At 67.0% G+C, this 25,455-nt stretch carries 29 protein-coding genes and 1 tRNA gene; 17 read left to right on the top strand and 13 right to left on the bottom strand.

Annotated features, from left to right (window positions below; all coding sequences use genetic code 11):
* Window positions 1–7: 7 nt before the first annotated feature.
* The 13 genes from BW981_RS09505 (at window position 8) to BW981_RS09445 (ending at window position 11,622) form a co-directional block, all read left to right on the top strand.
* Window positions 8–1,006: an ABC transporter permease gene (locus BW981_RS09505; RefSeq protein ID WP_076438941.1), complete on the top strand. Its 999-nt coding sequence runs from the start codon at window positions 8–10 to the stop codon at window positions 1,004–1,006.
* Window positions 1,003–2,190 (top strand): ABC transporter permease, encoded by a 1,188-nt coding sequence (locus tag BW981_RS09500; RefSeq protein ID WP_076438483.1) that lies wholly within the window; start codon window positions 1,003–1,005, stop codon window positions 2,188–2,190. The genes BW981_RS09505 and BW981_RS09500 overlap by 4 nt, the downstream gene beginning before the upstream one ends.
* A gap of 21 nt (window positions 2,191–2,211) precedes the next feature.
* On the top strand, window positions 2,212–3,342 hold the full coding sequence (locus BW981_RS09495) for a glycosyltransferase family 4 protein (protein ID WP_076438481.1): 1,131 nt from the start codon (window positions 2,212–2,214) through the stop codon (window positions 3,340–3,342).
* The gene (locus BW981_RS09490; RefSeq protein WP_076438479.1) at window positions 3,339–4,127 is read left to right on the top strand and encodes a polysaccharide deacetylase family protein; all 789 of its coding nucleotides are present in this window, start codon (window positions 3,339–3,341) and stop codon (window positions 4,125–4,127) included. Before BW981_RS09495 ends, BW981_RS09490 begins: the two co-directional genes overlap by 4 nt.
* A 120-nt stretch (window positions 4,128–4,247) precedes the next feature.
* A complete protein-coding gene (locus BW981_RS09485) occupies window positions 4,248–5,522 on the top strand; it encodes a glycosyltransferase family protein (protein ID WP_076438477.1) in 1,275 nt (424 codons plus the stop codon).
* 67 nt (window positions 5,523–5,589) lie between these two features.
* The gene (locus tag BW981_RS09480) at window positions 5,590–5,781 is read left to right on the top strand and encodes a twin transmembrane helix small protein (RefSeq protein WP_076438475.1); all 192 of its coding nucleotides are present in this window, start codon (window positions 5,590–5,592) and stop codon (window positions 5,779–5,781) included.
* 145 nt (window positions 5,782–5,926) lie between these two features.
* Complete coding sequence (locus BW981_RS09475; RefSeq protein WP_076438473.1) at window positions 5,927–6,526, top strand: hypothetical protein; 600 nt, start codon at window positions 5,927–5,929, stop codon at window positions 6,524–6,526.
* Between the two features lie 69 nt (window positions 6,527–6,595).
* On the top strand, window positions 6,596–7,177 hold the full coding sequence (locus BW981_RS09470) for a cob(I)yrinic acid a,c-diamide adenosyltransferase (RefSeq protein WP_076438471.1): 582 nt from the start codon (window positions 6,596–6,598) through the stop codon (window positions 7,175–7,177).
* Between the two features lie 67 nt (window positions 7,178–7,244).
* Entirely contained in the window at window positions 7,245–7,943 is a 699-nt protein-coding gene (locus BW981_RS09465) for a rhomboid family intramembrane serine protease (RefSeq protein WP_076438469.1), read from the top strand.
* A 161-nt stretch (window positions 7,944–8,104) separates the two neighbouring features.
* Complete coding sequence (locus BW981_RS09460; protein ID WP_076438467.1) at window positions 8,105–8,851, top strand: electron transfer flavoprotein subunit beta/FixA family protein; 747 nt, start codon at window positions 8,105–8,107, stop codon at window positions 8,849–8,851.
* Window positions 8,851–9,795, top strand: coding sequence for an electron transfer flavoprotein subunit alpha/FixB family protein (locus tag BW981_RS09455; protein ID WP_076438466.1), 945 nt, complete (start codon window positions 8,851–8,853; stop codon window positions 9,793–9,795). Before BW981_RS09460 ends, BW981_RS09455 begins: the two co-directional genes overlap by 1 nt.
* A 71-nt stretch (window positions 9,796–9,866) precedes the next feature.
* The gene (locus tag BW981_RS09450) at window positions 9,867–10,751 is read left to right on the top strand and encodes a 3-hydroxybutyryl-CoA dehydrogenase (RefSeq protein WP_076438464.1); all 885 of its coding nucleotides are present in this window, start codon (window positions 9,867–9,869) and stop codon (window positions 10,749–10,751) included.
* 313 nt (window positions 10,752–11,064) lie between these two features.
* Complete coding sequence (locus tag BW981_RS09445; RefSeq protein WP_076438939.1) at window positions 11,065–11,622, top strand: HNH endonuclease; 558 nt, start codon at window positions 11,065–11,067, stop codon at window positions 11,620–11,622.
* A 4-nt stretch (window positions 11,623–11,626) separates the two neighbouring features.
* Here BW981_RS09445 and BW981_RS09440 read toward each other — a convergent pair whose 3' ends face one another.
* A complete protein-coding gene (locus BW981_RS09440; protein WP_076438462.1) occupies window positions 11,627–12,154 on the bottom strand; it encodes a disulfide bond formation protein B in 528 nt (175 codons plus the stop codon).
* Between the two features lie 12 nt (window positions 12,155–12,166).
* A complete protein-coding gene (locus BW981_RS09435) occupies window positions 12,167–12,778 on the bottom strand; it encodes a YqaA family protein (protein ID WP_076438459.1) in 612 nt (203 codons plus the stop codon).
* A gap of 197 nt (window positions 12,779–12,975) precedes the next feature.
* Here BW981_RS09435 and BW981_RS09430 point away from each other — a divergent pair.
* Window positions 12,976–13,060, top strand: a tRNA-Leu gene (locus BW981_RS09430).
* Window positions 13,061–13,115: 55 nt separating this feature from the next.
* Here the strand turns inward: BW981_RS09430 and BW981_RS09425 are convergent.
* From BW981_RS09425 to BW981_RS09415, 3 genes are all read right to left on the bottom strand, one after another.
* On the bottom strand, window positions 13,116–13,361 hold the full coding sequence (locus BW981_RS09425; RefSeq protein WP_076438457.1) for a DUF6894 family protein: 246 nt from the start codon (window positions 13,359–13,361) through the stop codon (window positions 13,116–13,118).
* Between the two features lie 186 nt (window positions 13,362–13,547).
* A complete protein-coding gene (locus BW981_RS09420) occupies window positions 13,548–13,751 on the bottom strand; it encodes a hypothetical protein (protein ID WP_076438455.1) in 204 nt (67 codons plus the stop codon).
* 10 nt (window positions 13,752–13,761) lie between these two features.
* Window positions 13,762–14,331: an ATP-dependent Clp protease proteolytic subunit gene (locus BW981_RS09415; RefSeq protein WP_076438937.1), complete on the bottom strand. Its 570-nt coding sequence runs from the start codon at window positions 14,329–14,331 to the stop codon at window positions 13,762–13,764.
* A gap of 202 nt (window positions 14,332–14,533) precedes the next feature.
* Here BW981_RS09415 and BW981_RS09410 point away from each other — a divergent pair, with 202 nt between their 5' ends.
* Both BW981_RS09410 and BW981_RS09405 read left to right on the top strand, forming a co-directional pair.
* Entirely contained in the window at window positions 14,534–14,797 is a 264-nt protein-coding gene (locus BW981_RS09410; RefSeq protein WP_076438453.1) for a hypothetical protein, read from the top strand.
* Between the two features lie 123 nt (window positions 14,798–14,920).
* Window positions 14,921–15,436: an invasion associated locus B family protein gene (locus tag BW981_RS09405; RefSeq protein WP_076438451.1), complete on the top strand. Its 516-nt coding sequence runs from the start codon at window positions 14,921–14,923 to the stop codon at window positions 15,434–15,436.
* A gap of 68 nt (window positions 15,437–15,504) precedes the next feature.
* Here the strand turns inward: BW981_RS09405 and BW981_RS09400 are convergent, their stop codons facing one another.
* The 5 genes from BW981_RS09400 to BW981_RS09380 form a co-directional block, all read right to left on the bottom strand.
* Window positions 15,505–16,404 (bottom strand): cation diffusion facilitator family transporter, encoded by a 900-nt coding sequence (locus tag BW981_RS09400; protein WP_139333706.1) that lies wholly within the window; start codon window positions 16,402–16,404, stop codon window positions 15,505–15,507.
* 474 nt (window positions 16,405–16,878) lie between these two features.
* Window positions 16,879–18,411, bottom strand: a complete 1,533-nt coding sequence (locus BW981_RS09395) for a malonate--CoA ligase (protein WP_076438449.1) — start codon at window positions 18,409–18,411, stop codon at window positions 16,879–16,881.
* Between the two features lie 28 nt (window positions 18,412–18,439).
* The gene (locus tag BW981_RS09390; RefSeq protein WP_083712289.1) at window positions 18,440–19,837 is read right to left on the bottom strand and encodes a malonyl-CoA decarboxylase; all 1,398 of its coding nucleotides are present in this window, start codon (window positions 19,835–19,837) and stop codon (window positions 18,440–18,442) included.
* A 157-nt stretch (window positions 19,838–19,994) separates the two neighbouring features.
* Window positions 19,995–20,306 carry a hypothetical protein gene (locus BW981_RS09385; protein ID WP_076438933.1) on the bottom strand — a complete coding sequence of 104 codons (312 nt, stop codon included), beginning with the start codon at window positions 20,304–20,306 and terminating at the stop codon, window positions 19,995–19,997.
* Window positions 20,307–20,398: 92 nt separating this feature from the next.
* Window positions 20,399–21,313 (bottom strand): NAD(P)-dependent oxidoreductase, encoded by a 915-nt coding sequence (locus BW981_RS09380; protein ID WP_348521403.1) that lies wholly within the window; start codon window positions 21,311–21,313, stop codon window positions 20,399–20,401.
* Between the two features lie 92 nt (window positions 21,314–21,405).
* Between BW981_RS09380 and BW981_RS09375 the strand changes: the two genes are divergently transcribed.
* A complete protein-coding gene (locus BW981_RS09375) occupies window positions 21,406–22,473 on the top strand; it encodes a LacI family DNA-binding transcriptional regulator (protein WP_076438443.1) in 1,068 nt (355 codons plus the stop codon).
* Window positions 22,474–22,480: 7 nt separating this feature from the next.
* Here BW981_RS09375 and BW981_RS09370 read toward each other — a convergent pair whose 3' ends face one another.
* From BW981_RS09370 to BW981_RS09360, 3 genes are all read right to left on the bottom strand, one after another.
* The gene (locus BW981_RS09370; RefSeq protein WP_076438441.1) at window positions 22,481–23,383 is read right to left on the bottom strand and encodes an NAD(P)-dependent oxidoreductase; all 903 of its coding nucleotides are present in this window, start codon (window positions 23,381–23,383) and stop codon (window positions 22,481–22,483) included.
* An 81-nt stretch (window positions 23,384–23,464) separates the two neighbouring features.
* Window positions 23,465–24,370 (bottom strand): carbohydrate ABC transporter permease, encoded by a 906-nt coding sequence (locus BW981_RS09365; protein WP_076438439.1) that lies wholly within the window; start codon window positions 24,368–24,370, stop codon window positions 23,465–23,467.
* Complete coding sequence (locus BW981_RS09360) at window positions 24,363–25,319, bottom strand: carbohydrate ABC transporter permease (protein ID WP_076438436.1); 957 nt, start codon at window positions 25,317–25,319, stop codon at window positions 24,363–24,365. Before BW981_RS09360 ends, BW981_RS09365 begins: the two co-directional genes overlap by 8 nt.
* Window positions 25,320–25,455 lie beyond the last annotated feature (136 nt).

Genomic DNA, 25,455 nt, shown 5'->3' with positions numbered 1-25,455 from the left:
CCCGGTGCTGCTCCGCTACATCCTGAAGCGCATCCTGATCATGATCCCGACGCTGATCGTCACCAGCGCGCTGATCTTCACCGTGATCAACCTGCCGGACGGCGACTATTTCGAGACGCTGGCCGCCGAGATGCAGGCGCAGGGCGAGAAGGCGGATATGAGCCGCATCGAGTTCCTGAAGAAGGAATACGGCTTCGACCGCCCGCCGGTGGAGCGCTATGTCCGCTGGGTCGCCGGGCTCCTGCACGGCGATATGGGCTATTCCTTCGAGTATCAGCGCCCGGTGCGCGAGATCGTCGGCGACCGCCTGATGCTGACGATGCTGGTCTCCTTCGCGACCATCGTCTTCACCTGGATCGTCGCCTTCCCGATCGGCATCTACTCGGCCACCCATCAATACAGCTGGGGCGATTACGGGCTGACCTTCATCGGGCTCATCGGCCTCGCCATCCCGCATTTCCTGCTGGCGCTGGTCTTCATGTACTTCGCCAATGTCTGGTTCGGCACCTCGATCGGCGGCCTTGTCGACCCGGCCTATCTCAACCAGCCGATGAGCTGGGCCAAGCTCGTCTCGGTGCTGGAGCATCTCTGGATCCCGGTCATCATCATCGGCGCCGGCGGCACGGCAGGCATGATCCGCGCGCTGCGGGCCAATCTGCTCGAGGAACTGCAGAAGCAGTACTATGTCACCGCCCGCGCCAAGGGGCTGCCGCCCGGCAAGGCGCTGCGAAAGTACCCGCTCCGCATGTCGCTCAACTTCTTCATCTCCGACATCGGCGACATCCTGCCCTCCATCGTCTCGGGCGCCGAGGTCGTCGCCATCGTGCTCTCGCTGCAGACCACCGGGCCGCTGCTGATCCGCGCGCTCCAGAGCCAGGACATGTATCTCGCCGGCTCCTTCCTGATGTTCCTGTCCTTCCTGACCGTGATCGGCGTGCTGATCTCCGATATCGCGCTGGCCATCCTCGATCCGCGCATCCGCCTGCAGGGAACCGCGACCAAATGACGGCCGAGGCTCTCAAGGACCTGCCGCCGGACGGCGAGCCGCTGCCGCATCTGGCCTCGGACGCGCCGTTCGAGCCCTATGCGGTCGAGCGGGTGACGCCCGAGCAGGACCGGATTGACCGTGCGTCCCAGCTGCGGCTGATGTGGTGGAAGTTCCGCAAGCACAGGCTCGCGGTCATCTCGGCCGTCGTCATCATCGTCATCTACGGCATGGCGGCCTTGGCCGAATTGCTGGCGCCCTATCACTACACCACGCGCAACACCGACTTCATCCGGGCGCCGGGCCAGAGCGTTCATCTCTTCCACGAGGGCAGCTTCATCGGCCCCTTCGTCTACCCCTACAAGCTCCACCTCAACATGGAGAACCTCAAGCGGGAATATACGGAGGACCGCACCAGGCCGCAGAAGCTGCGCTTCTTCTGCCGCGGCGATGCCTACGAGTTCTGGGGGCTGATCCCCGGCAACCGCCACCTCGTCTGCCCGCCGGAGGGCGGCACCTTCTTCTGGCTGGGCTCCGACCGGCTGGGACGCGACATGCTCTCTCGGGTTCTCTATGGCGGGCGCATCTCGCTCTCGATCGGCCTCATCGGCATCAGCATTTCCTTCGTGCTTGGCATCATCATCGGCGGCATCGCCGGTTATTATGGCGGGCGCGTCGACCTCGTCGTGCAGCGCGTCATCGAGATCGTGCAGTCGCTGCCGCATATCCCGCTCTGGCTGGCGCTGGCGGCGGTGATGCCGCCCTCCTGGAGCCCGGTGCTGGTCTATTTCGGCATCACCATCATTCTCGGGCTGATGGACTGGACCGGGCTCGCCCGCTCCGTCCGCTCGAAGCTGCTCTCGCTGCGCGAGGAGGACTATGTCGTCGCCGCCCAGCTCATGGGCGCCAGGCCGGCCCGCATCATCGCGCTGCATCTCGTTCCCGGCTTCATGAGCCATCTCATCGCCTCGGCGACGATCACCATTCCCCGCACCATCCTGGGCGAGACGGCGCTGTCCTTCCTGGGCCTTGGCCTGCGCCCGCCGATCACCAGCTGGGGCGTGATGCTGAACGAGGCGCAGAACATCAATGTGGTGGCGCTCTACCCCTGGCTGCTCTATCCGGTCGTGCCGGTGATCCTGATCATCCTCGCCTTCAACTTCCTCGGCGACGGTCTGCGCGACGCAGCCGATCCCTATCGCTGAGCCGCCACCGGCCCCGACCGCTTGCGCATCGCGTTCCACACCCCGCTCAACCTGTTCGACGATGGCGGCGTCTCGGGCGACAGGCGCATGGCGCGCCAGCTCGTCGCGGCGCTCCGCAGCCTGGGCCATGAGGTCGATCCGGTCGTGGCTCCGCGCGGCTATCTGCCCAGCTCCGATGCCGCTTGCCTGGCCGAGCGGGAAGACCGGGCGGCGCAGCTGCGGGACGATCTCCTGCGCCACTGGCGCAGCGGCGCGAGCCCTGCCCCGGACCTCTGGTTCACCTATCACAATTACTACCGCGCCCCGGACCTGCTCGGCCCCGCGCTCGCCGCGGCCTGCGACATTCCCTATGTGACCGCCGAGGCCAGCGATGCCCCCCGCCGCGCGCAGGGAGAATGGGCGCCGCATACCGAGCGCGTCCGGCGCGGGCTCGCGGCCGGCGACGTGCATTTCCATTTCACCGAGCGCGACCGGCGAGGGCTGGAGCCCTGGCGCGAGCCCGGCACGGCGCTTCTGCCGCTGCCGCCCTTCATCGCCTTCGCGACCGAGCCGCCCGCCCGCGCGGCGGCGAACACCCCTCCCCGCCTCGTCACCATCGCGATGATGCGCGAAGGCACCAAGCAGAACAGCTATCTCGCCCTGGCCCGCATTCTCGCGCTCATCCAGGACGAGGACTGGCGCCTCAGCATCATCGGCGACGGGCGCCAGCGCGCCGCGATCGAACAGGCCTTTGCGACGCTTCCGGCCGGGCGCGTCACCTTTCTCGGCCTGCTCGATCGCGACGGGGCGATGCAGGAGCTCGCCGCGCACGACATCTTCGTCTGGCCCGGCATCCGGGAGGCCTATGGGCTGGTCTATCTGGAAGCGCAGGCGGTCGGCCTGCCCATCGTCGCCTTCGACAGCGGCGGTGTCGCCGACACGGTGGACGCCGGGCGGACGGCGCTGCTCGTCGAGGAAGGCAACGAGGCCGCTTTCGCAGCCAGGCTGTCGGCCTTGCTCGCGGACCCGGCACGACGCCGGCGCCTGGGCGATGCCGCGCGCCGGTTCGCCCTGACCGAACGATCCCCGCAGAAGGCCGCGGAGCGGCTTGCGGAAGGCCTCGCGCTGGCACTGGAAAACCATCGCGCGAAGCGAAAGGAGGCGGAGCGATGACCGACGCGCCTTGGGACTCCTTGCGCGACGAGCTCGACCGCTGGAGCGAAGCGGGGCGGTCCTTGCGTCTCTGGCTGCGCGACGACGACGCCATCGCACCGAGTCCCGCCTTGTCGCGCCTCTCGGAGCTGGCGGAGCGCTTCGAAGCGCCCGTCCTGCTCGCCGTCATCCCCATGCTGGCCGAGCCCGGCCTTGCGGCAGTGCTGCAAGCGATGCCGCTGCTGCAGCCCTGCCAGCACGGCGTGCGCCACCAGAACCACGCTCCACACGGCGCCAAGAAATCCGAATTCGGCGGAGGCCGCAGTCCCGCCACGGTCGATGCCGAGATCGCGGAGGCGGGCCTGCGCCTGCGCGACCTTCTCGGCGACGGGCTCGTGCCGATCTTCGTGCCGCCCTGGAACCGCATCGACCCCGGTCATGCCGCCCGCCTGCCCGCGCTCGGCTTTACTGGCCTCTCCTGCTTCCGTGGCCACCGCCTCACTGGAACAGGCGACCTCGTCCTGCTCGATACCGATCTCGATGTGATGGACTGGCAGGGCGGCCGCGTCGGCCGCAGTCATGAGGACCTGATCGCGGAACTGGTCAGCCTCCTGGCACGCAGACGCACCGGCAGCATCGACGAAGCGACCCTCGGCGTGTTGCTGCACCACCGCGATCATGACGACACGGTGTGGAGCTTTCTCGACGCGCTGCTGCGCCTTGCCCGTGCCCATCCGGCCGTCCATCTCGCCGAGCCGAGGGCTCTGCTGGATGGCCGGCGCGACGGCCCCGCATCGGCAGGTTGATGCCGCCAGAGCCGCAGCGCCCTTGGATCGAGCGGCGCAGCACGCTATAACGCAGCGGTAGCGAGCCTCGTTCGTCCTCTTCGAGAGGTCGTTTGCCTTTCCTGGAGGACCGGCGTTCCGATGTATTCCAACGTCGTCGACCTTCCCGGAGCCGAGCGGGCTCCGCGCAGCCCCCATGCGCCGCGTGTCCTGATCTACAGCCACGACACCTTCGGGCTCGGCCATATCCGCCGCTGTCGCGCCATCGCCAATGCGCTGATCGCGAGCTACCCGCATATCTCGGTGATCATCGTCTCCGGCTCCTCGGTGATCTCGAGCTTCCAGTTCGGCGACGGGGTGGACTACGTCCGCATCCCGGGCATCGAGAAGCAGCCAGACGGCAGCTACCAGCCGCATCATCTCAATCTCGACCTCGACGACACGGTCCGGCTGCGGACCGAGCTGATCAAGCAGACGGTTCTCACCTTCGACCCCGACGTCGTCATCGTCGACAAGGAGCCCGTCGGCCTGCGCGGCGAGATGAAGCCCGCCCTCGACATCCTGCGCCGACGCGGCGCGCGCATCGTGCTCGGCTTGCGCGACGTGCTCGACGAGCCGGCGGCGGTGCTGGAGGAATGGACCGCGAGCGGTGCGCTCGATGCGCTGGAGACGCTCTATGACGACATCTTCGTCTACGGGCTCGAAAGCGTCTACGAGCCGCTGGCGGGGCTGCCGAACCCGGAGCGCTTCGCCGACAAGATCCGCTATCTCGGTTATCTCAAGCGCGCCGTGCCGAGCCCGATGCCGCCGAATCGCTACCCGCGCATCACCAAGCAACCGTTCATCCTTGTCACCCCCGGCGGCGGCGGCGATGGGGCGGGCGTCATCGACTGGGTGATTTCGGCCTATGAGACCGACCCGACGATCGAACTGCCGGCGCTCATCGTCTTCGGTCCGTTCATGTCGCGCGAGAAGCGCAAGGATTTTGCCGAGCGCATCACCCGCAATCCCAAGCTCGAAGGGCTCGGCTTCGAGCCGCGCCTCGAACTCCTGATGAACCGGGCGCACTGCGTTGTCGCCATGGGCGGCTACAACACCTTCTGCGAGGTGCTGTCCTTCGACAAGCCGGCGCTGATCGTCCCGCGGATGCATCCGCGTCTCGAACAGGCGATCCGCGCCAGCCGCGCCGACGAGCTCAAGCTGATCGACATGCTGCTCGACCCGACGCAGGCCGGCGATGGCGAGCGCGACCCGGCCGTGATGGCGGCGGCGCTGCACGCCTTGCCGAAGCGGCCTCCGCCCTCGCAGGCCTTCGTCCCCAGCCTGCTGGACGGGCTGCCCGCGCTCTGCCGGGCGCTTGCGTCCGATCTCGCTGCCCCGGTCCGCGGCCGTGCACTGGCCGCGCTTCAGAGCTGACGCGAATCGCCGGGATAAGCCTGGGCTGGCGCTGGCCAAGCCCGGCCTCGTGCTTTAAGCCCGATCCATGACGCTCTCGAATACGCTCGTTCCGGTCGCCATCGGCGCGGTCGCCGTCGTGCTCCTGCTCGGGCTCATCAACATGATGCGCGGCGGCAGCGCCAACACCTCGCAGAGGCTGATGCAGCTGCGCGTCCAGCTCCAGTTTCTCGCCATCCTGATCATCGTCTTCGTGCTCTGGTGGCGCAGCGGCGGTTGAGCCGCGATTTGCACAAGCCTTTGCACACGAAGCTCTTTTTCTGTGACAACCCTACGAGATGCGGCATCGCCGCGCGGCGCCCTGCCACATTCCGGTCACGAGTATGTGTGCTTCACTAACGCCTGCTCAAACCCAGCGGTCACCCATGGTTCGCGTCGCGTTGCTGTCTCTGGCCGGTTGTCTGGCTGCCCTGCCCTGTCTGGCGCAGTCGCAGCCTCTTCCGTCCGGCGTGTCCAGCTACGCCCCGGCCAGCACCTCTTCCACCCCAGCCTGGGAGGCACGGATCGGCGGTGGCTTCGCCTCGGTCGGCGGGCGTGAAAGCGGGCTGTTCAACCTCGGCGGCGAGGTGCTCTCGCCGCGCCTCATCCCGCTTCAGGACCGCATCGCCTCGGCCTTCATCCCGCGCTTCAACATCGGCTCCAGCATCAACCTCAACGGCACGCGCTATGCCTACGCCGGCGCGACCTGGACCTTCGACGTCAGTCGCGACGTCTTCGTCGAGGCAAGCCTCGCCGCCGCGCTGAACAACGGCAAGAACGGCGCCGTGATCCCCGAGAACCGCCTCAGCGTCGGCTGCAACACGGGCACGCGGGAGGCCGCCGCGCTCGGCTTCCGCCTGTCGCGGAGCTGGAGTCTCGTCACCACGCTCGAGCACTTCAGCACCGTGGGCTGCTCGGGCCAGCCGGGGACGGCCTCGCCGCGCGGCCCGGCCAATTTCGGCGCCAAGCTCGGCTACACCTTCTGAACCGGACGCCTGCCGCAAGGCGGCAAAAGGCGCTCTTCCCCAACGCAAGGCGCGCGCTATAAGCAGCGCATGGTCAAGCTCAACCGCATCTACACCCGCACCGGCGACAATGGCACGACCGGCCTGACCAGCGGTCCGCGCCGCCCGAAATACGATCTGCGCGTGGCCGCCTACGGCACGGTCGACGAGACGAACGCCTGCATCGGCATGGCCCGCCTGCACGCTGCGACGGAGGACGCCGGGCTCGATGCGATGCTCGGCCGAATCAGCAACGACCTTTTCGATCTCGGCGCCGACCTCTCGACGCCGGCCTCCGGCGTGCCGCTCGCCTTCGAACCGCTGCGCATCATCGAGGCGCAGGTCGAGCGCATCGAAAGCGAGATCGACCGCCTCAACGAGGCGCTTAGCCCCCTGCGCTCCTTCGTCCTGCCCGGCGGCACGCCGGGAGCCGTGCATCTCCACCTCGCCCGCACCGTCTGCCGCCGGGCCGAGCGCCTGATGACGGAGCTCGCCGCCACCGAAGGCGAAGCGGTGGGGGCCCCGGCCCTGAAATACGTCAACCGCCTCTCGGACTTCCTGTTCGTGGCCTCGCGCTTCCTCAATGCCAAGGCCGGCGGCGACGTGCTCTGGGTGCCGGGCAAGAACCGTTAGCAAGACCTGCTGGCCCGACCGCCAGCGCGGCGTCCATCGGCGGGGCGCCCCACCAACGAGGCAGGCCATGTTCGTTCCTCTCTATGACGGCGTGCCGCTGCGTTTCACCCGTTCGGCCTTCGTCACCTACGGCCTGATCGGCGCCTGCACCCTCATCCAGCTCGCGCTCTGGCGCTGGCCGGGGACACAGGGCGACATCGCGGTGATGGCCGGCTTCGGGCTGATTCCCTCGGTGCTGTTCGGCACGGCCCAACTGCCGGAAGGGCTGATGCACGCGCCGGCCTGGCTGACCCTGTTCAGCAACATCCTGATCCATGCCAGCGTCGCGCACCTGGCCGGGAACCTGCTGTTTCTCTGGGTCTTCGGCGATAATGTCGAGGATGCGATGGGCCATGCCCGCTTCCTCGCCTTCTTCTTCCTCTGCGGGCTCGGCGGGTCGCTGGCCCATGCCGCGATGTATCCGGGCTCGGACCAGCCGCTGGTCGGAGCATCGGGAGCGATCTCGGGCGTCATCGCCGCCTATCTGATGCTCTATCCGCGCGTCAGGATCTGGGGGCTCGCCTTCAAATGGATCCCGATCCACATCCCCGCCGTTTACACGCTCGGTGGCTGGATCCTGTTTCAGGCAGCCTCCGCCTGGTTCGATCCGCAGGGGCAGATCGGATGGTGGGCCCATCTCGGCGGGCTTGCGACGGGGGCCGCGCTGACCCCTCTGATGATCCGCCCCGGCCTGCGGCTGTTCGGGCGGCCGGGGCTCCGGGCATGAGCCGCTGCGCGCCGCGGTCGCATGCGCCGTCGCGGCGTTGACAAGCACAAATACCCGTCGCTACGGTCCGACCGCATTCCAGCCGAGGGCCGCGATGCCGCCATTTCGCCCTTCGAGGCGGCACGGCGCGCGGCGAATCTCTTCTGAACGGTGATCGGACGATGAAGATCCTTGTGCCCGTCAAGCGGGTTGTCGATTACAATGTGAAGATCCGCGTCAAGGGCGACGGCTCGGGCGTCGAGCTGGCCAACGTCAAGATGTCGATGAACCCCTTCGACGAGATCGCCGTCGAGGAGGCGCTGCGCCTGAAGGAAGCCGGCAAGGCGACCGAGGTCGTCGTGGTCTCGATCGGCCCGCAGCAGGCGGCCGAGACGATCCGCACCGGGCTCGCCATGGGCGCCGACCGCGGCATCCTGGTGAAGGTCGAGGGCGTGGTCGAGCCGCTGGCGGTGGCCAAGCTCCTCAAGAAGGTCGTCGAGCAGGAGAGCCCCGGGCTCGTCATCCTCGGCAAGCAGGCGATCGACGACGACTGCAACCAGACCGGCCAGATGCTCGCCGCCCTTCTGGGCTGGCCGCAGGGCACCTTCGCCTCGAAGGTCGAACTCGCCTCCGACAGCGTCGACGTCACCCGCGAGATCGATGGCGGCCTGCAGACCGTCTCGCTCAAGCTGCCGGCGATCGTCACCACCGATCTGCGCCTGAACGAGCCGCGCTATGCGTCGCTGCCCAACATCATGAAGGCGAAGAAGAAGCCGCTCGACGAAACCTCGGCCGAGACCCTGGGCGTCGATATCGCGCCCCGCCTGAAGGTGCTGAAGACCACCGAGCCGGCCGGCCGCTCCGCCGGCGTCAAGGTCGCCAGCGCCGCCGAACTCGTCTCCAAGCTCAAGACCGCCGGGGTGATCTGATGACCACGCTGCTGATCGCCGATCACGACAACGCCACCGTCAAGGACTCGACCGCCAAGGCGCTGACCGCCGCCCGGCAGCTGGGCGCGCCCGTGCATATCCTGGTCGCCGGCGAAGGCGCCAAGGCCGCGGCCGACGCCGCAGCCAAGCTCGACGGCGTCGAGAAGGTGCTTCTGGCGGAAGGGCCTTCTTACGCCCACCAGCTGGCCGAGCCGCTCGCCGCGCTGGTCGTCAAGCTCGCCGGGGCTTACGACGCCATCGTCGCCTCCTCGACGACCACGGGCAAGAACGTGCTGCCGCGCGTCGCCGCGCTGCTCGACGTCATGCAGGTGTCGGATGTGATGAAGGTCCTCTCGCCCGACACGTTCGAGCGCCCGGTCTATGCCGGCAACGCGATCCAGACGGTGCAGTCGGCCGAGCCCAAGAAGCTGATGACGATCCGCACCGCCTCCTTCCAGGCGGCCGCCGAAGGCGGCTCGGCTTCGATCGAAACGGTCCCGGCCGTCGAGGATCCGGCGCTGTCCTCCTTCAAGGGCGAGGAGGTCGCCAAGTCCGATCGTCCGGAGCTGGCATCCGCCAAGATCATCGTCTCGGGCGGTCGTGCCCTCGGCTCCACCGAAGCCTTCACCAAGGTGATCGAGCCGGTCGCCGACCGGCTGGGCGCCGCGATGGGCGCCTCGCGCGCCGCGGTCGATGCCGGCTACGCGCCGAACGACTGGCAGGTCGGCCAGACCGGCAAGGTGGTGGCCCCGGAGCTCTACATCGCTGTCGGAATCTCGGGTGCGATCCAGCACCTCGCCGGCATGAAGGATAGCAAGGTCATCGTCGCCATCAACAAGGACGAGGAAGCGCCGATCTTCCAGATCGCCGATTACGGCCTTGTCGGCGACCTCTTCACCATCCTCCCGGAGCTCGACCAGGAACTCCAGAAGGCCGGCAAATAAGACGTGACCGGGCCGCTCTTCTGCGGCCCGCCTCGCTCCCGCGGGAGCATGACGGATATCGGGATCGAACAATGGCGGATCACGCGATCAGGAAGCTCGGCATCATCGGCGCGGGCCAGATGGGCAACGGCATCGCCCATGTCGCGGCCGTCGCCGGCTTCGACGTGAAGCTGCACGACGTCGCAGAGGAGCGCATCAACGCCGCGCTCGCCACCATCGACGGCAACATGGCCCGCCAGGTGGCCAAGGGCGGCCTGCCCGACGAGGAGCGCCGCACCGCCATGGCGCGTATCGCGTCGGCGCCCGCCCTGGCCGACCTTGGGGATTGCGACCTCGTCATCGAGGCCGCGACCGAGAGCGAGGAGGTGAAGCGCAAGATCTTCACCGCCGTCTGCCCGCATCTGCGCGCCGACGCGATCCTCGCTTCCAATACCTCCTCGATCTCGATCACGCGGCTCGCCGCCGCCACCGACCGGCCCGAGCGCTTCATCGGCATCCATTTCATGAACCCGGTCCCCCTGATGCAGCTCGTCGAGCTGATCCGGGGTATCGCCACCGATGACGGGACCTTCGAGACCTCCAAGGACTTCGTCTCGAAGCTGCACAAGACCATCTCGGTTTCCGAGGATTTCCCGGCCTTCATCGTCAACCGCATCCTGCTGCCGATGATCAACGAGGCAGTCTACACGCTCTATGAGGGCGTCGGCTCGGTCGATGCCATCGACACCGCCATGCGGCTCGGCGCCAACCACCCGATGGGCCCGCTCCAGCTCGCCGATTTCATCGGCCTCGACACCTGCCTGTCGGTGATGCAGGTGCTCTATGACGGGCTGGCGGACTCGAAGTACCGCCCCTGCCCGCTGCTGGTGAAGTATGTCGAGGCCGGCTGGCTCGGCCGCAAGACCAAGCGCGGCTTCTACGACTATCGTGGCGAGAAGCCGGTCCCGACGCGCTGACGGGAACGGCCCGCTTCGCGCGTCGGATTCGGCGGGAATATGCCGCCGGACGACGTCGCATTCTCGGGCCCCTGGCGGGAGGCCGCGCAGGAGGCGTCATTGACGCATCCCCTTCACATTGCTGTCGTCTCGCGCTTACATTGATCGCGGGGCGGGATTCGTCCCGTTGGAGCCTGGTCCGTCAGGTTGAATCAACCTGATCGGCGAATCGGACTCCTGAACGCGTTGGAGCACGACCAGATCCGGTTGCGCCGCAATCCGATCCGGTACGCTCCGGCAAAGCGGAGGTGCGACGGATTTGACGGCGCATGTGATGCATCCGATGGCCTCGCCGGAGAGCTGCCCGGCCCTGGTTCTGAACGCCGATTTCCGGCCGCTGAGCTATTATCCGCTCTCGCTGTGGAGCTGGCAGGACGCGATCAAGGCGGTCTTCATGGACCGGGTCAATATCGTCTCCGAATACGATACCGTGGTCCGCAGCCCCTCCTTCGACATGCGGCTGCCCTCCGTCGTCTCGCTGAAGAGCTACATCAAGCCGTCGCGGACGCCGGCGTTTACCCGGTTCAACGTCTTCCTGCGCGACCGCTTCGCCTGCCAGTATTGCGGCCAGCGCGAGGAGCTGACCTTCGACCACGTCATCCCGCGCTCGAAGGGCGGCCTCACCACCTGGGAGAACGTCGTCGCCGCCTGCTCACCCTGCAATCTGCGCAAGGGCGACAAGATGCCCGCGGCGGTCGAGATGTTCCCGGCGCAGAAGCCCTTCGCGCCGTCGATCAACGACCTGCACCGCAACGGCAAGCTCTTCCCTCCGAACTATCTGCACGAGAGCTGGCTGGATTATCTCTACTGGGATTCCGAGCTGGAGCCGTAAGGCTCTAGCCTCGGCGCGAGCGCAGCAGGCCCGACACGGCGAGCCCGAACAGCGCCGCCGAGGCGACGGCGTTCCAGCCGGCCAGGGACAGGCCCAGGAAGCGCCAGGCGGCCTCCGCGCAGGAGACGATCTTCACCGTCTGCAGCTGCTTCATCAGGTCCTGCACGCCGCCTGCCGAGGCGATGCCGCCGCCGCAGTCGCTCGGGCCGAGGAACCAGCCCCATTCGACGCCGGCGTGATAGATGCCGAGCCCGGTGCTCCAGGCCATCAATCCGGCAAGCCCCAGAAGAACCAGCCATTGCAGCCGGGCCGAACGGGAGAGGATCGCTCCCACCAGAGCAAGCCCGATCGCGGCATAATGCGGCAGCCGCTGCTCCAGGCACAGCTTGCACGGCACCAGCCCGACGACGAGCTGGAAATACCAGGCTCCGGCGATCAGCGCGAGGCTCGTGAGCCCGATGAAGCCGACGAGGCGCAACGGCGTCAGGATGGCGGCATTGCCAGGAGAGGTGGTGAGGGTCGAGGTCGTCATGGCCGGGCCTGCTCAGCAGGAGAAGAGCTGGCCGGACCCTGCAACGAGCTTGAGGCCGAAATAAAGCAGGATCAGCAGCCCGGCCGCGGCGACCGCGATCACTTTCAGGCGACGTTCGATGAAATGGCGAATCGCACCGCCATAGCGCCGCAGCAGGAAGGCCAGGGCGAAGAAGCGCGCGCCCCGCGCCAGTACGCAGGAGACGACGAAGAAGACCAGCCCGATATGGACCGCGCCGGCCAGGATCGTCACGACCTTGATCGGCGGCAGATGCGCCAGCCCCGAGGTCGTCAGCAGGATGAGCGTGGTGTCCGGCCCGGCACAAGCCCGCAAGGTGTCGAAGGCGCCGAGCTTGCCGTAGAAGGCGAGCACCGGCTTGGCCAGCGCCTCGAAGGCGTAGTAGCCGATGGCGTAGCCCATGATGCCGCCGAGCACCGAGAACAGCGTCGCGATCGCCGCCAGCCGATAGGCGCGGGCCGGCCGCGCCAGGGCCATCGGCACGAACAGGACGTCGGCCGGGATCAGGAAGAAGGAGCTCTCGACGAAGGCGACGATGGCGAGCCACAGCTGCGCGCGCGGCCGCGCCGCCAGCGACATGGTCCACTCATAGAGGCGCCGGATCATCGAGAGCTCGACTGTCGGAATTGGAACGGTCGCAGAGCCTCTAGAGCATCCCCCGCGAAAGGGGAACGGCTGCCGGCCCCTGATGACCCGGCCGGTCATGCCGACACCAGGCGGCGAATGCCCGACAATCGTTCCTACCACCTCTGGGAAAGATTGACCCTCGATGGTCGATCGCTATAGTCCGCCCGCCTGAAAGGGCCCCTGTGGCGGAATTGGTAGACGCGCTCGACTCAAAATCGAGTTCCGCAAGGAGTGCTGGTTCGATCCCGGCCAGGGGCACCATTCCCGTATGCGCACCTTCGTCCGAAGGCAGAAGATCGCACCACCGCTCAGCAGCTCATCGAATGGCGTTTGGCTCTGTCCCGTCGAGGCTGAGCTGCGCGCGATAGATCTTCTTGCCGGCTTCATCGCGGACCGTGACGCGCAAGCCGATATGGTCGCCATTGGGCAGCCTCTCGCCGATCATCGATGCAAGAATCGATTTGGCGGCGTCCTTGGCACTCTCATGGTCCGGGAAGTCGACGCCTTCGTCATCGACATCGGTGGCCTGGCCATCGTTGGTATCGAAAAAGAAGCGTGCCATCCCAGCAGAATGCGGCGCCCCGGCTTGTGTTCCTCGCGGAGACGAATTCACCCGCCCGCGGCGTGGCTGTGACACTCGGGGGGCAGGCTCGCCGGGCAGAATCGCGAGGCAGGATCGCGGCAGCCCTCTGCACCACCTTCCGCACCAAGGCCGGCGACGAGACCGGCCTTGGATTGGCTCCGGCCTCTAGGCCTCGCCCGTATCCCGCGGACGCGATCCGACCGGTGCGGCCAATGCCGGCGAGAGCCTGCGTGCCTCGAAGCTCATCATCGCCGCGCTGATCTGCTCGAACTCCTCATGGTCGACGGTTTCGACCTGCTCCCGCGAAAGTTCGCCAAGCCTCAGCGCTGCGGCTTCATAATCCTCGTTGGTCTCGATGCTGACGGCCACGCCGCTCTCCTCAGATGACGTCCTCGATCAAGCCCAGCGACTTGGCTTCCTGGGCCTCGATATACCAGTTCTCCGGCGCCCGCTTCAGAACCTCGTCCATCGGCACGCGCGAGCCGCGGACGAGATTCTCGAAGCCTTCGTTCTCGATGGCGATGGAATGCTCGACCTCGTTGAGCTTGGCCTTGAGATTGGCGATGCAGGTCTTGAGGGGCCCGTCCAGCGTCACCTGCGCCTGCAGCTTGCGCTCATGGATCATCAGCCGCGTCCCGCGGGTCAGGTACCGGTTTTCCCGGGCGAAGAAGCTCATGAAGGTGGCGCCGGCCGAATAGACGGCCGCCTTGCCCAGAAAGACGAAGCGGCGACGCGTGTCGAGGTCGCTGTGGAAGCGGATGTCCTCGCCCATCATGCGGGCGACCTCGGGGTCGCCGCCGAGCGTGCTGATCTCGACGACGACGAGCCCCTCGGCAGGGGCAGCGGCAAGCCGCTCGCGAAAGAATGCATACATCCCGTAATCGACCGTGCCGGCCAGGAGGATCGCCGGGCCGCTGAAAGCCTCCGGCGTCAGAAGGGCCGGCCGGATGGCGGAGTCCTGTTGATCGAAGGCCGGGTCAGGGGTGGGCTGGGGCGCGTTCAAGCCAGTGGTCCTCGGTGCGACAGGTCCAGTCCCGTCAACGCCAGCCGCCCCCGCCCGTTCCAAGCGTGCGGCAACGACGCTGCATCGGCCGAAGGAACCGGGGAGACCTGCCGAAAGTTTCGCCATGTGCACAGAGTGGAGGCACGCCATGACCTACTTTCCCGCGTCGCTCTTCGTTGAAACGGAACGCTGGCAGCGCCGGCCGCCGACAGGCAAGGAACTCGCCACCGTGCTCGGCCGCTATTTCGAAGCGACCATCTACGTCCCCGAACTCGCCAGGCTCAGCGGCCGCTCCTCCACCGCGATCGACTGGCATCTGCGGCAGGAAAGCGTCGTCCCCGCCACGGTTCTGGCCGCGGCCTTGCTGTTCCGTCGATCGGGCGCCGGGCCATCGCCCATCGGCCGCAACTGAGGCGACGAGCTTGTCCATGCGATGCCGTGGGTGCGCCGGATCGACGCATGAATGATTTCGGCCATCTTAACGCCCCGGTAACCGCCTCCTTTCCACCCTTGCCGGATGAAAGGAGAAAAACCGATGATCAGAACGGCGCTCGTGGCAGCCTGTCTCGTTCTCTCTGCGCAGGGGGCTGTCGAGGCCGCAAATCCGCGCTCTCTCGGACAGTTCAATGACTGGAATGCCGCCATCTACGAGGACGGAGATACGCAACGTTGCTTCATCCTTGGCGAGCCTGCGGCGAAGGAACCGTCGGGCCTGCGCCATGGCGAGGTGTTTTTCTTCGTTCAGACCGGCAAGAGCGGTGACGATACGGAATCCAGCTTCCAGGCAGGCTACGCCTTCGCGAAGGATTCGACGGTCAGCGTGACCATCGGCGACGAAAGCTTCCGCATGCTGACCCAGGGCTCGAATGCCTGGCTGGAGCGGCTGGAGCGGGAGCCCGCCTTGCTCGCGGCCATGCGTGGCGGGCGTGACATGGTGCTGGAGGCCCGCTCGGCACGCGGCAACGTCACGACCTATCGCTTCTCGCTGACGGGAGTGACCGCGGCCTCGCGCATGCTCGCGCGCTGCGATGCGGATGCGGTCCGCAGCTGAGGCTTTCGGCCCGCGCTCAGGCATCGTCGTCCCTGAGGCCGGACGACGGTGCCGTTCAGACCGGCACGCTACAGGACGACGATGCCCTTGTGCTTCGCCTTCCCCTCCGGCTCGACATGGATGTTGACGAAGACGCCGGGCACGGCGGCCTTGAGCGCGTTCTCGATCCGGTCGCAGATGTCGTGCGCGTCGCAGACCGGCATCGCCCCGGACACGACAAGGTGGAAATCGACGAAAGTGGCCTTGCCCGCCAGCCGCGTGCGCAGCGCATGGGCCTCGATCGAGCCCTCCGCATTCGCCGAGATGATCTCGCGAATGCGCGCCAGTTCCTCGGGCGAGGCCGACTCGTCCAGCAGCCCGCTGACATTGTCGCGCACCACGGCCCAGCCGCTCCAGAGCACGTTGAGAGACACCAGTGCCGCCAGGGCCGGGTCCAGCACCTTGATGCCGGTCACGACCACGAGCGTGACGCCGACGAGCACGCCTATGGAGGTGACGACATCGGCGAAGAGATGCTTGCCGTCGGCGCTGAGGGCAGCGGAGCGGTGGGCCTTGCCCTGCTTGATCAGGAAGCCGCTCCAGAGCGCGTTGAGCAGCGTGGCGCCCGAGCTGATCATCAGGCCGAGCCAGGGTGCGTCGATCTCCCTGGGCTCCAGATAGCCGAAATAGGCTTCGCGCAGGATCGCCAGCGCGGCGACGATGATCAGCGCCCCGACGATCACGGCGGACAGGTATTCCGCCTTGTGATGGCCGTAGGGGTGCTCCTCGTCCGGCGGAACGGCCGCAAAGCGGATCGCCACGATTGCGGCACCGGCGGTGGCGACGTTGATGATGCTTTCCAGAGCGTCCGAATAGAGCGCGACGCTGCCCGTCAGCACATACGCGACATATTTCACGCCGAGGACGACGACGCTGACGAAGAGATTGCCCAACGCGATCTGGTTGAGTGACAGGACCGGGATGTTCACATCAGCTCTCCGCTTCGGCAGCAGACTCCCTGCCGACGACGTCTCGATTCACCGAGGACCTGATGAAAGTCAAGAATCGAAAATAACGCTCTTAAAAATCATTTGCATTTAAAAGTATTCATGGCCGTTTCGTTCTGTATTCGAACACCGCGCTTTCGATCGGGCGCAAAAAACAGCCGGGAAGACTTTGCAACCGGTGACCGTGATGAGGAAAGCCGGATTTGCCTCCCGTGCGGCAAGCCGCGCAAATGCGCGCGCCAAATCGGGCCGATCGGGCACGGAACCACCGCCTTATCCGGACAAGCTGCGAAACGGCGCCGATCCGGGATCCATCACGGAGCCCTGGCGCGTTCCGATGGACCCGGTTCCAGCCCAGGATGACGCGACGCCTCGGGAAAACCCGCGCGGTTCAGGGCCGAATGCCCGCCACCCTTGGATCAGGATGGCGGCCGAGCCGAGCGATCCGACCCGCCCTCAGCGCCTGGCGTAGATATCCTTGTACTGCTCGCGCAGCAGGTTCTTCTGCACCTTTCCCATCGTGTTCCGCGGCAGCTCGGGCACGACGAAAACCTGCTTCGGCTGCTTGAACTTGGCGAGCCGGTCTTCCAGCGCCTTGGCGATGTCCGAGGCCATGACCGTCGCGCCCGGCTTCACCACCACGGCGGCGGTGACGCCCTCGCCGAAATCCGGATGCGCCACGCCGAACACGGCGCTCTCGATCACGCCCGCCATCCCGTCGATCTCGGTCTCGACCTCCTTGGGATAGACATTGTAGCCGCCGGTGATGATCAGGTCCTTGCCCCGCCCGACAATGTGGACATAGCCGGCCGGGTCGATCTTGCCGAGATCGCCGGTGATGAAGAAGCCATCCTCGCGGAACTCGGCCTTGGTCTTCTCGGGGTTGCGCCAGTAGCCCTTGAAGACGTTCGGCCCCTTGACCTCGATCATGCCGATCTCGTCGCGCGCCAGTTCCCGTCCGTTCTCCGGGTCGACCACGCGTGCGCTGACACCCGGCAGGGGAAAGCCCACTGTGCCGGCGACGCGATCGCCCTCATAGGGATTGGACGTGTTCATGTTCGTCTCGGTCATGCCGTAGCGCTCGAGGATGGCGTGGCCGGTCCGCTCGCGCCATTCGCGATGCGTCTCGGCCAGCAGCGGCGCCGAGCCGGACACGAAGAGCCGGATATGCCGGGTCGCCTCCTTCGTCAGCCGCGCATCCTGGAGCAGCCGGACATAGAAGGTCGGCACGCCCATCATGCAGGTCGCCTGCGGGAGGTGGGCGAACACCTGCTCCGGATCGAACTTCGGCAGCAGGATCATCGACGCGCCGGCGAGCAGGATCACGTTGGTCGCGACGAAGAGACCGTGTGTGTGGAAGATCGGCAGGGCGTGAAGCAGCACGTCGTCCTTGGTGAAGCGCCAGGTGTCGACCAGCGTCAGCGCGTTCGACGCCAGATTGTCGTGGCTGAGCATTGCGCCCTTGGAGCGGCCGGTCGTGCCCGAGGTGTAGAGGATGGCGGCGAGATCGTCGGGGCCGCGCGCGATATCGTCGAAGCTCGTCGATGCGCCAAGCGCCGCGTCCGGCAATGTGCCCGCCGAAACGTCGGGCGAGCGCCAGACGCCGAGGGTCTCCAGCTTCGCCCCGGCCTTCTCGGCGAAGGGCTTCAGCGCGGTCGCCTTGGCCGGATCGCAGACAAAGACCGCCGGCTCGGCGTCCCCCAGGAAATACTCGATTTCCGCCGGCGTATAGGCCGTGTTCAGCGGCAGGAAGATCGCCCCGGCCCGCACCGTGCCGAGATAGAGCATCAAGGCCTCGATGCTCTTTTCCACCTGCACGGCGACCCGGTCGCCCGGCTTCACCCCGAGCGCCACCAGCGCGTTGGCGAAGCGCGCCGAGACGTCCAGCATGTCCTGATAGCTGTAGCGCCGCCCGTCATCGAGCGTCGCGAAAGACGCCTCCGGCGCCGGCATGCGGCTGCGGATCAGGTCGAAGAGATGGTTGGTCATGCTGTCGTCGTCCCCGAATGTCTGGTCCTCAGCCGCGCCCGCCCGCGGAAGACGCGGTCGTGGCTGCAGCCTCGCGCTGGCGCGCCGCTCCCGCCTTGGAAGGGGCGGGGCCGAGCTTGCGCACGGCCGATGCGGCAGCGATCGTCCCGTGCTGCACGAAGGCCTCGTGATTAGCCTCGATGGCGCCAGGGTCATAGAGGTAGTTGACCATCAGTCCCCCGCCCTGTCGCAGCCCATTGGCCGAGAGATCGCCCATCCAGTCGATGCGCTCCAGCCGCGCGCCATTGCCGAGATGGAAGCGCGCCACCGGATCGACCGGCCGCCCGCGCGTTCCGGCCTGGAGGAAGTAGAAGGCCGCGGCCCTGAGCTGCGCCTCGCGCAGCTTCGCATTCTCGGCCTCGGGCCGCGCCGCCCAGCCGGGGTCCGAGAGGCGGGCGAGTTCCCCCCAGTCAAGATCGGGCCGTTCTGCGTCGTCCGTCTCCAGCATGCGCTTGAGCCAGCCCATGAAGCCGGGCACCGGCGACAGCGTGACGAAGGTGGACAGCCCCGGCAGCTCGCGCTTCAGCTCCTCCACCACCTGCTTGATCAGGAAATTGCCGAAGCTGACGCCTTTCAGCCCCGCCTGGCAGTTCGAGATCGAATAGAACACCGCGGTCGTCGCCTTCCCGGCCGGCAGGGCCTCGCGCGTCAGATCAAGCAGCGGCGCGATCGCATCCGGCATCGCCTTCGTCAGCGCGACCTCGACGAAGACCAGCGGCTCGTCTCCCATCTGCGGATGGAAGAAGGCAAAGCAGCGCCGGTCTCCCGGCGCCAGACGATTGCGCAGATCGTCCCAGCTCTGGATCGTGTGCACCGCCTCGTAGCGGATGATCTTCTCCAGGATATTGGCCGAGGTCGTCCAGTCGATCCGCTTCAGCACCAGGAAGCCGCGATTGAACCAGGATGCGAAGAGATGGACGAAATCGCGATCCACGACGCCGAGCTCCTTGTGCTCGTGCAGCGCCATCAGCAGGTCCTCGCGCATCCGCACCAGCGCCTCGGTCCCGCCCGGCGCGCGGTTCAGGCGCCGCAGCAGCTCCTGCCGGCGCGGCTCCGAGGCGTCGTTGAGGTCGGAGGCGTTCTCGGCGCTGGGTTCGGCGAGATAGGCGGCGACGGCGGGGTCCAGCCGCGCCGGATCGGGCCCGAACCCGGTCGCCAGCGTCTTCAGGAAGGCGAGCCGAACGCTCGCATCCGCCCGCGCATAGCCCGACAGCAAGTCATGCGCGAGCGCGACGCCGGAGGCCTCGCCGCGGCCTCCCAGCAGGTCGTGCGCCAGGGCCGAAAGGTCGGGCGCGGCGCCGCGCGAGACGAAGCGGTCGAAGCCGACGATCTCCCGGCTGCGCGAGGTGATGCCCGCCACCAGCTCCTGGATGAAGTTGCGGTTCATGGCGAGCATCGTCCTTTCGAATCTCTCCCAACGGAGGGAGCGCCGGCGCGGCCCCGTGATTCCCGGAAGCGGAGCCCCGGAGCATGTTCATCCCGAAGCCGATGGTGAGGCCGACCGGCGGGGGGATCAACCCCATCCCGTCCCGCCCTGCGATGCGTCAGCCCCTCCGGCGCAGCCGCCCCCTGAGCCCGGCCCATTTGTCGGCGCTCCACACGGTGAAGCGTGCCATCGGCTTGCGCAGCACGGGAACGTCGCCGGCGAGCAGCAGCAGGCCGAGCGGCAGCATCCAGATCCCCAGCCCGGGCAGGATCGAGAAGACGCCGCCGAGCATCAGCAGGAGGCCGACCGGCAGCCGGATCCAGCGCGAGCGCGGATGGCGCAGCCAGCGCAACCCGCCTCCCAGCCATGGCGGAACCTCCCGCTCGAAGCGGCGGAAGGCCTGCCTGAGTTCCTGCCTTCCATTGGTCACGCTGTTCACTCCCGCGGTGTATCGAGCGAACAGCCCAGATGGTGGTCGCAAAGGCCGGAGACAACCCGCGGAAGCCTCGCCGCGCCCCGTCCTCAGCGCTCCGTCAGTGATGTCCCGTTGAGACCCGCGATCCAGTCCGACAGCATCGGCACGTAATCCTCGCCCCTGCCGCTGGCGACTGCGGTCGCGAAGCTGTTCTTCACCGCGTTGCCGACCGGGTTGGCGACGCCGACGGTATTCGCCACGCCTTCGAGATAGCGCACGTCCTTCAACGCATTGGCCAGCGTGAACTTATGCGCGTCCCGGTCCCGCTGAAGCACATACTGCATGAAGGTCTGGTAGAAGCCGCAATCCATCCGGCCGCCACGGATGACGCTGTCGAAGTTCTGCGGCGTGATGCCGATCTTCTGGCCGAGCGTCAGCGCCTCGGCATAGATCGCCGCATAGCCCATCGAGAGGAAGTTGTTGAGCAGCTTCATCTTGTGCCCGTCCCCAGCCGGGCCGACATGCACGATCTTCTCCGCCCAGGCCTCGCAGGCCGGCTTGATCCGCGCGAACACCTCCGGTGTGGCGCCCACCATGGCCGAAAGCTTGCCCAGCGCCGCCTGCGCCGGCGTCCCGCCGAGCGGCGCATCGGCGAGATGCAGGCCGGCCGCCTCCAGCTCCTGCGCCAGCCTGACCGTCACCATGGGGTCGGAGGTCGAGCAATCCACCACCACCGTGCCGGGTGCGGCGCCGGCGATGATGCCGTTCTCGCCCTTCAGCACGCCCTCGACCTGCGCCGAACCCGTCACGCAAAGGAAGATGATGCGCGAGCGCCGAGCGAGCTCGCGCGCCGACTTGGCCTCCGCCGCGCCGGCCGCGACCAGCTCCTCCACCGGCTTGCGATTGCGGTGGCCCAGCACCGTCAAGGGGAAGCCCTTGTCGAGCAGGTTGCGGGCCATTCCCTGCCCCATGAAGCCGACGCCGACGAAGCCGACGCTTTCCCGTTCTGCGCTCATTTTCAAATTCTCCCGCCTGTCTGTATGAAAAAGGGCAATGACACCGAGGACAGGGTCCGGCACCGCCGCCGATGGCCTGCCTCCAGGATGGATCGCGCATGATCGAAGGCCCGCCCGGCCCCGCCCTCGCTTCCCCTGCCGCGCCGGGCCGCAGCCGCGTCACGCTGCAGATCATCGCCGACCGCCTCGCGGTTTCGACAGCGACCGTCTCGCTGGCGCTTCGGGACTCGCCCCTGGTGGCGGAAGCGACGCGCATCCGCGTGCGCGAGATCGCGCGGGAGATGGGCTATCGCTACAACCGGGGCGCGGCCGCCCTGCGCACCGACCGGACGAACATCGTCGCCGTCGGCTTCCACGACATCACCAATCCCTATTTCGCCGAGCTTCTGGCAGCCATCGAGGAGACGACGACGGCCCAGGGCCGCTCGGTGCTGCTCGGGACCTATGCCGAGGATCTCGAACGCCAGCGGCGCGTGCTCGACACCCTTGCCGAATACCGGCCGGACGGGATGATCCTCTGCCCTGCGGCCGGCAGCACGTCGGAGAGCCTGCGACCGCTGATCGACGCCGGCATCCCCATCGTGCAGCTCTCGCGGGAGCTCGACGGCGTCGAGCTCGACTTCGTCGGCTCCGACGACCGGGCCGGCACCTTCCAGGCGATGGAGCACCTGATCGGCCTCGGCCATCGCCGCATCGCCTTCATCTGCGCGAACGAAGAGATCTCCACCGGGCGCAACCGCTATGCCAGCTACCGCGAGATGCTGGTCCGCCATGGGCTGCCCTTCGATCCGGCGCTGGTCCATATGGGCATCGGCACGCGCGAAAACGGGCTCAAGGGCATTCAGCACGTTCTGGATGCCGCCGATCCGCCGACCGCTGCCTTCTGCATGAACGACATCGCCGCCTTCGGCGCGATGCTTGGGCTGCGCCATCGCGGGCGCGAGGCCGGGCGCGATTTCTCCATCGTCGGCTGCGACGACGTAAGAGAGGCCGCGCAATGGTTTCCGGCGCTGACGACCGTGCATAATTTCCAGAACGAGATGGGCGCCAAATCGGCCGAGTTCCTGCTCAATCGCATCGCAGAACCGGCCGCGCCCCTGCAGCGCCTGACGCTGACGCCGAAGCTGATCGTGCGGGGAACGACCTGCCCGCCGCCGCCCCGTTGACATCGGTTCAGGCATCGCCTGCGGGCTTGGCGTTGAGCGCGCGATAGGCCCGCACCACCTGGCTGTCGTCGCGGGCGCCGTGGCCGAGCCCGGACGCCGCCAGGAACATCTGGTGCGCCGCGGCCGCCAGCGGCAGCGCCGCCTTGGCCGAGCGGCCGGCATCGAGCACGATGCCGAGATCCTTGACGAAGATGTCGACCGCGCTCGCCACCATCGGCTCCTGATCCTGCATGCGCGGGCCGCGATCCTTGAGCATCCAGGAGGAGGCAGCCGAGCCGCCCATGATCTCGAACAGCAGGCGGCCGTCGATGCCCGCCTTCTCGGCCAGCGACAGCGCCTCGGCCGCGACCGCGATATGCACGCCGCAGAGAAGCTGGTTGACGGTCTTCACCGTGGCGCCCTGCCCGGCCTTCTCGCCGACATGGAAGACCTTGTCGCCAAGCGCATCGAGCACCGGCTTTGCCCGCGCGAAGCTGTCGGAAGGTGCTCCGACCATGATCGTCAGCGTCGCGTTGCGCGCGCCGTTGACGCCGCCTGACACCGGCGCATCGATGAAATGCCGCCCGGTTTTCACGACCTCCGCCCCGATCGCCTCGGCCTCGCCTGGCGGGCAGGTCGCCATCAGGATGATGCTCGCCCCCGGCGCCAGCGCCGCGAGCGCCCCGGCCTCGAACAGCACGGCGCGCGCCTGCGCGGCATTGACCACCATCAGCACGAGGGCATCGGCGCCTTCCGCTGCGGCGGCGGCGCTCCCGGCCGCAGCGCCACCCGCGGCGGCCAGAGCCTGCCGGGCCGCCTCTCGCATGTCGAAACCGCGGACGCGGAATTGCCGCTTGACGAGGTTCTCCGCCATTGGCGCGCCCATCGCGCCCAGACCGATGAAGGCGACGGTGGAGATCGGTTCGGACATGGCAGGCCTCGAAAGCGGGCGGGCACGGCTCGCGCCATGCCCGCGATGATTGGCTCCGTCCTCCGGCGACGCCGGAGGCGCCTACTCCTTCACCGCGCCGGTCAGCGAGGCGACGTAGTAGTCGACGAAGAAGGAATACAGGATTGCGACCGGAATGGAGCCCAGCAGCGCCCCCGCCATCAGCGAACCCCAATGATAGACGTCGCCCTCGACGAGCTGGGTGAGCACCGCCACCGGCACCGTCTTCTTCTCCGCCGACTGGATGAAGGCGAGCGCATAGATGAACTCGTTCCAGGACAGGGTGAAGGCGAAGATGCCGGCCGAGATCAGGCCTGGCATGGCGAGCGGCAGCGTGATCTTCCGCAGCGTTTGCAGCCGCGTCGCCCCGTCGATCATCGCGCATTCTTCCAGCTCATAGGGGATCGACTTGAAGTAGCCGATGAGCAGCCAGGTGCAGAACGGGATCAGGAAGGTCGGATAGGTCAGGATCAGCGCCAGCGGCGAGTCGAACAGGCCGAACTGGAAGATCAGCGTCGCCAGCGGGATGAACAGGATCGAGGGCGGCACCAGATAGGCGAGATAGATCGCCAGACCCACATATTGCGAGCCCCTGAACTTCAGCCGCTGGATCGCATAGGCCGCGAGCACGCTGGAGAACAGCGAGAGCACCGTCGCCACCGTCGCGACCATCATCGTCGTCCAGAGCCATTGCGGATAATCGGTCTGGAACAGCAGCTTGTTGATGTTCTCGAGGGTCGGCGACTTCACCCAGAAGGGGTTGTTGGCCTTGTAGTCGAGCAACTCCCCGTTCGGTTTGATGGCGGTGATCGCCATCCAGTAGAACGGGAAGAGCAGGATGAAGACGAACACCGACAGCGGCAGATAGAGCATGATGAAGCGCCGCGGGCCGGACGACCAGTCGATGACGCCGCTGTTCTCCTTATCGACCAGCGCGGGGCGGGTGGCGGTGGCGGCGTGATCAGTCATTGGCTTCCCCCTGCTGCCACTTGCGCCGCGACAGGCCGTAATAGCTGAACAGCGTCGCCATGATCAGGAACGGGATCATCGCGACGGCGATCGCGGCACCCTCCCCGAGCTGCCCGCCCGGAATGCCGCGCTGGAAGGCCAGCGTCGCCATCAGATGCGTCGCATTGACCGGCCCGCCGCGGGTGATCGCATAGACGAGCTGGAAGTCGGTGAAGGTGAACAGCACCGAGAAGGTCAGCACCACCGCCAGGATCGGCATCAGCATCGGGAAGGTGACATGCCGGAAGCGCTGCCAGGCATTGGCGCCGTCCAGCATCGCCGCCTCGTAGAGCGAGGGCGAGATCGTCTGCAGGCCCGCCAGCAGGCTGATCGCGACGAAGGGAATGCCACGCCAGATATTGGCGGCGATCAGGGAGAAGCGTGCCGGCCAGGGCTGGCCGAGGAAGTCGATATAGGTGTCGCGCCACCCCAGAACATCGACGAGCACATAGGAGATGATCGAGAACTGGGCGTCGTAGATCCACCAGAAGGCGATGGCGGAGAGAACCGTCGGCACGATCCAGGGAATCAGGATGATCGCCCGCAGCAGCGACTTCATCGGCAGGTGATTGTTCAGGAGCAGCGCCAGCCAGAGGCCGAGCGCGAATTTTCCGAAGGTCGCGAGGCCCGTATAGAGCAGCGTGTTCCAGACCGAGGTGATGAACACCCGGTCTTCCAGCAGCGAGACGAAGTTCTCGAGGCCGATGAAGCTGCCCGGCCGGCCGATGCGCGTGTCGGTAAAGGCCAGCCAGATGCCGAGGCCCAGCGGATAGCTGAGGAAGACGAGCAGGAAGGCAGCCGCCGGCAGCAGGCAGATGAAGATCAGGAAAGGCTTGTAGTCGAACAGTCTCACGAGCCAGTTGTGTTGCAGGCTGTGGACCGTTCGCGGATCGGCGGCAGCTGCGGCCATGGCGCCCTCGCGTTCGGGTCGGCTGTCTTATCGAACCGAAGAGCGCGAAGGAGCTTTTCGGTGGACCGATGTGACGGCAAAAAGGGAACGTTCACCGCCGCATCGAAGAGGACGCGGCGGCGATGACTTAAGGCGA

Source organism: Allobosea sp. TND4EK4 (assembly GCF_900156025.1).
Taxonomy (GTDB): domain Bacteria; phylum Pseudomonadota; class Alphaproteobacteria; order Rhizobiales; family Beijerinckiaceae; genus Allobosea.
This window is presented reverse-complemented; position numbering and strand designations above follow the sequence as displayed.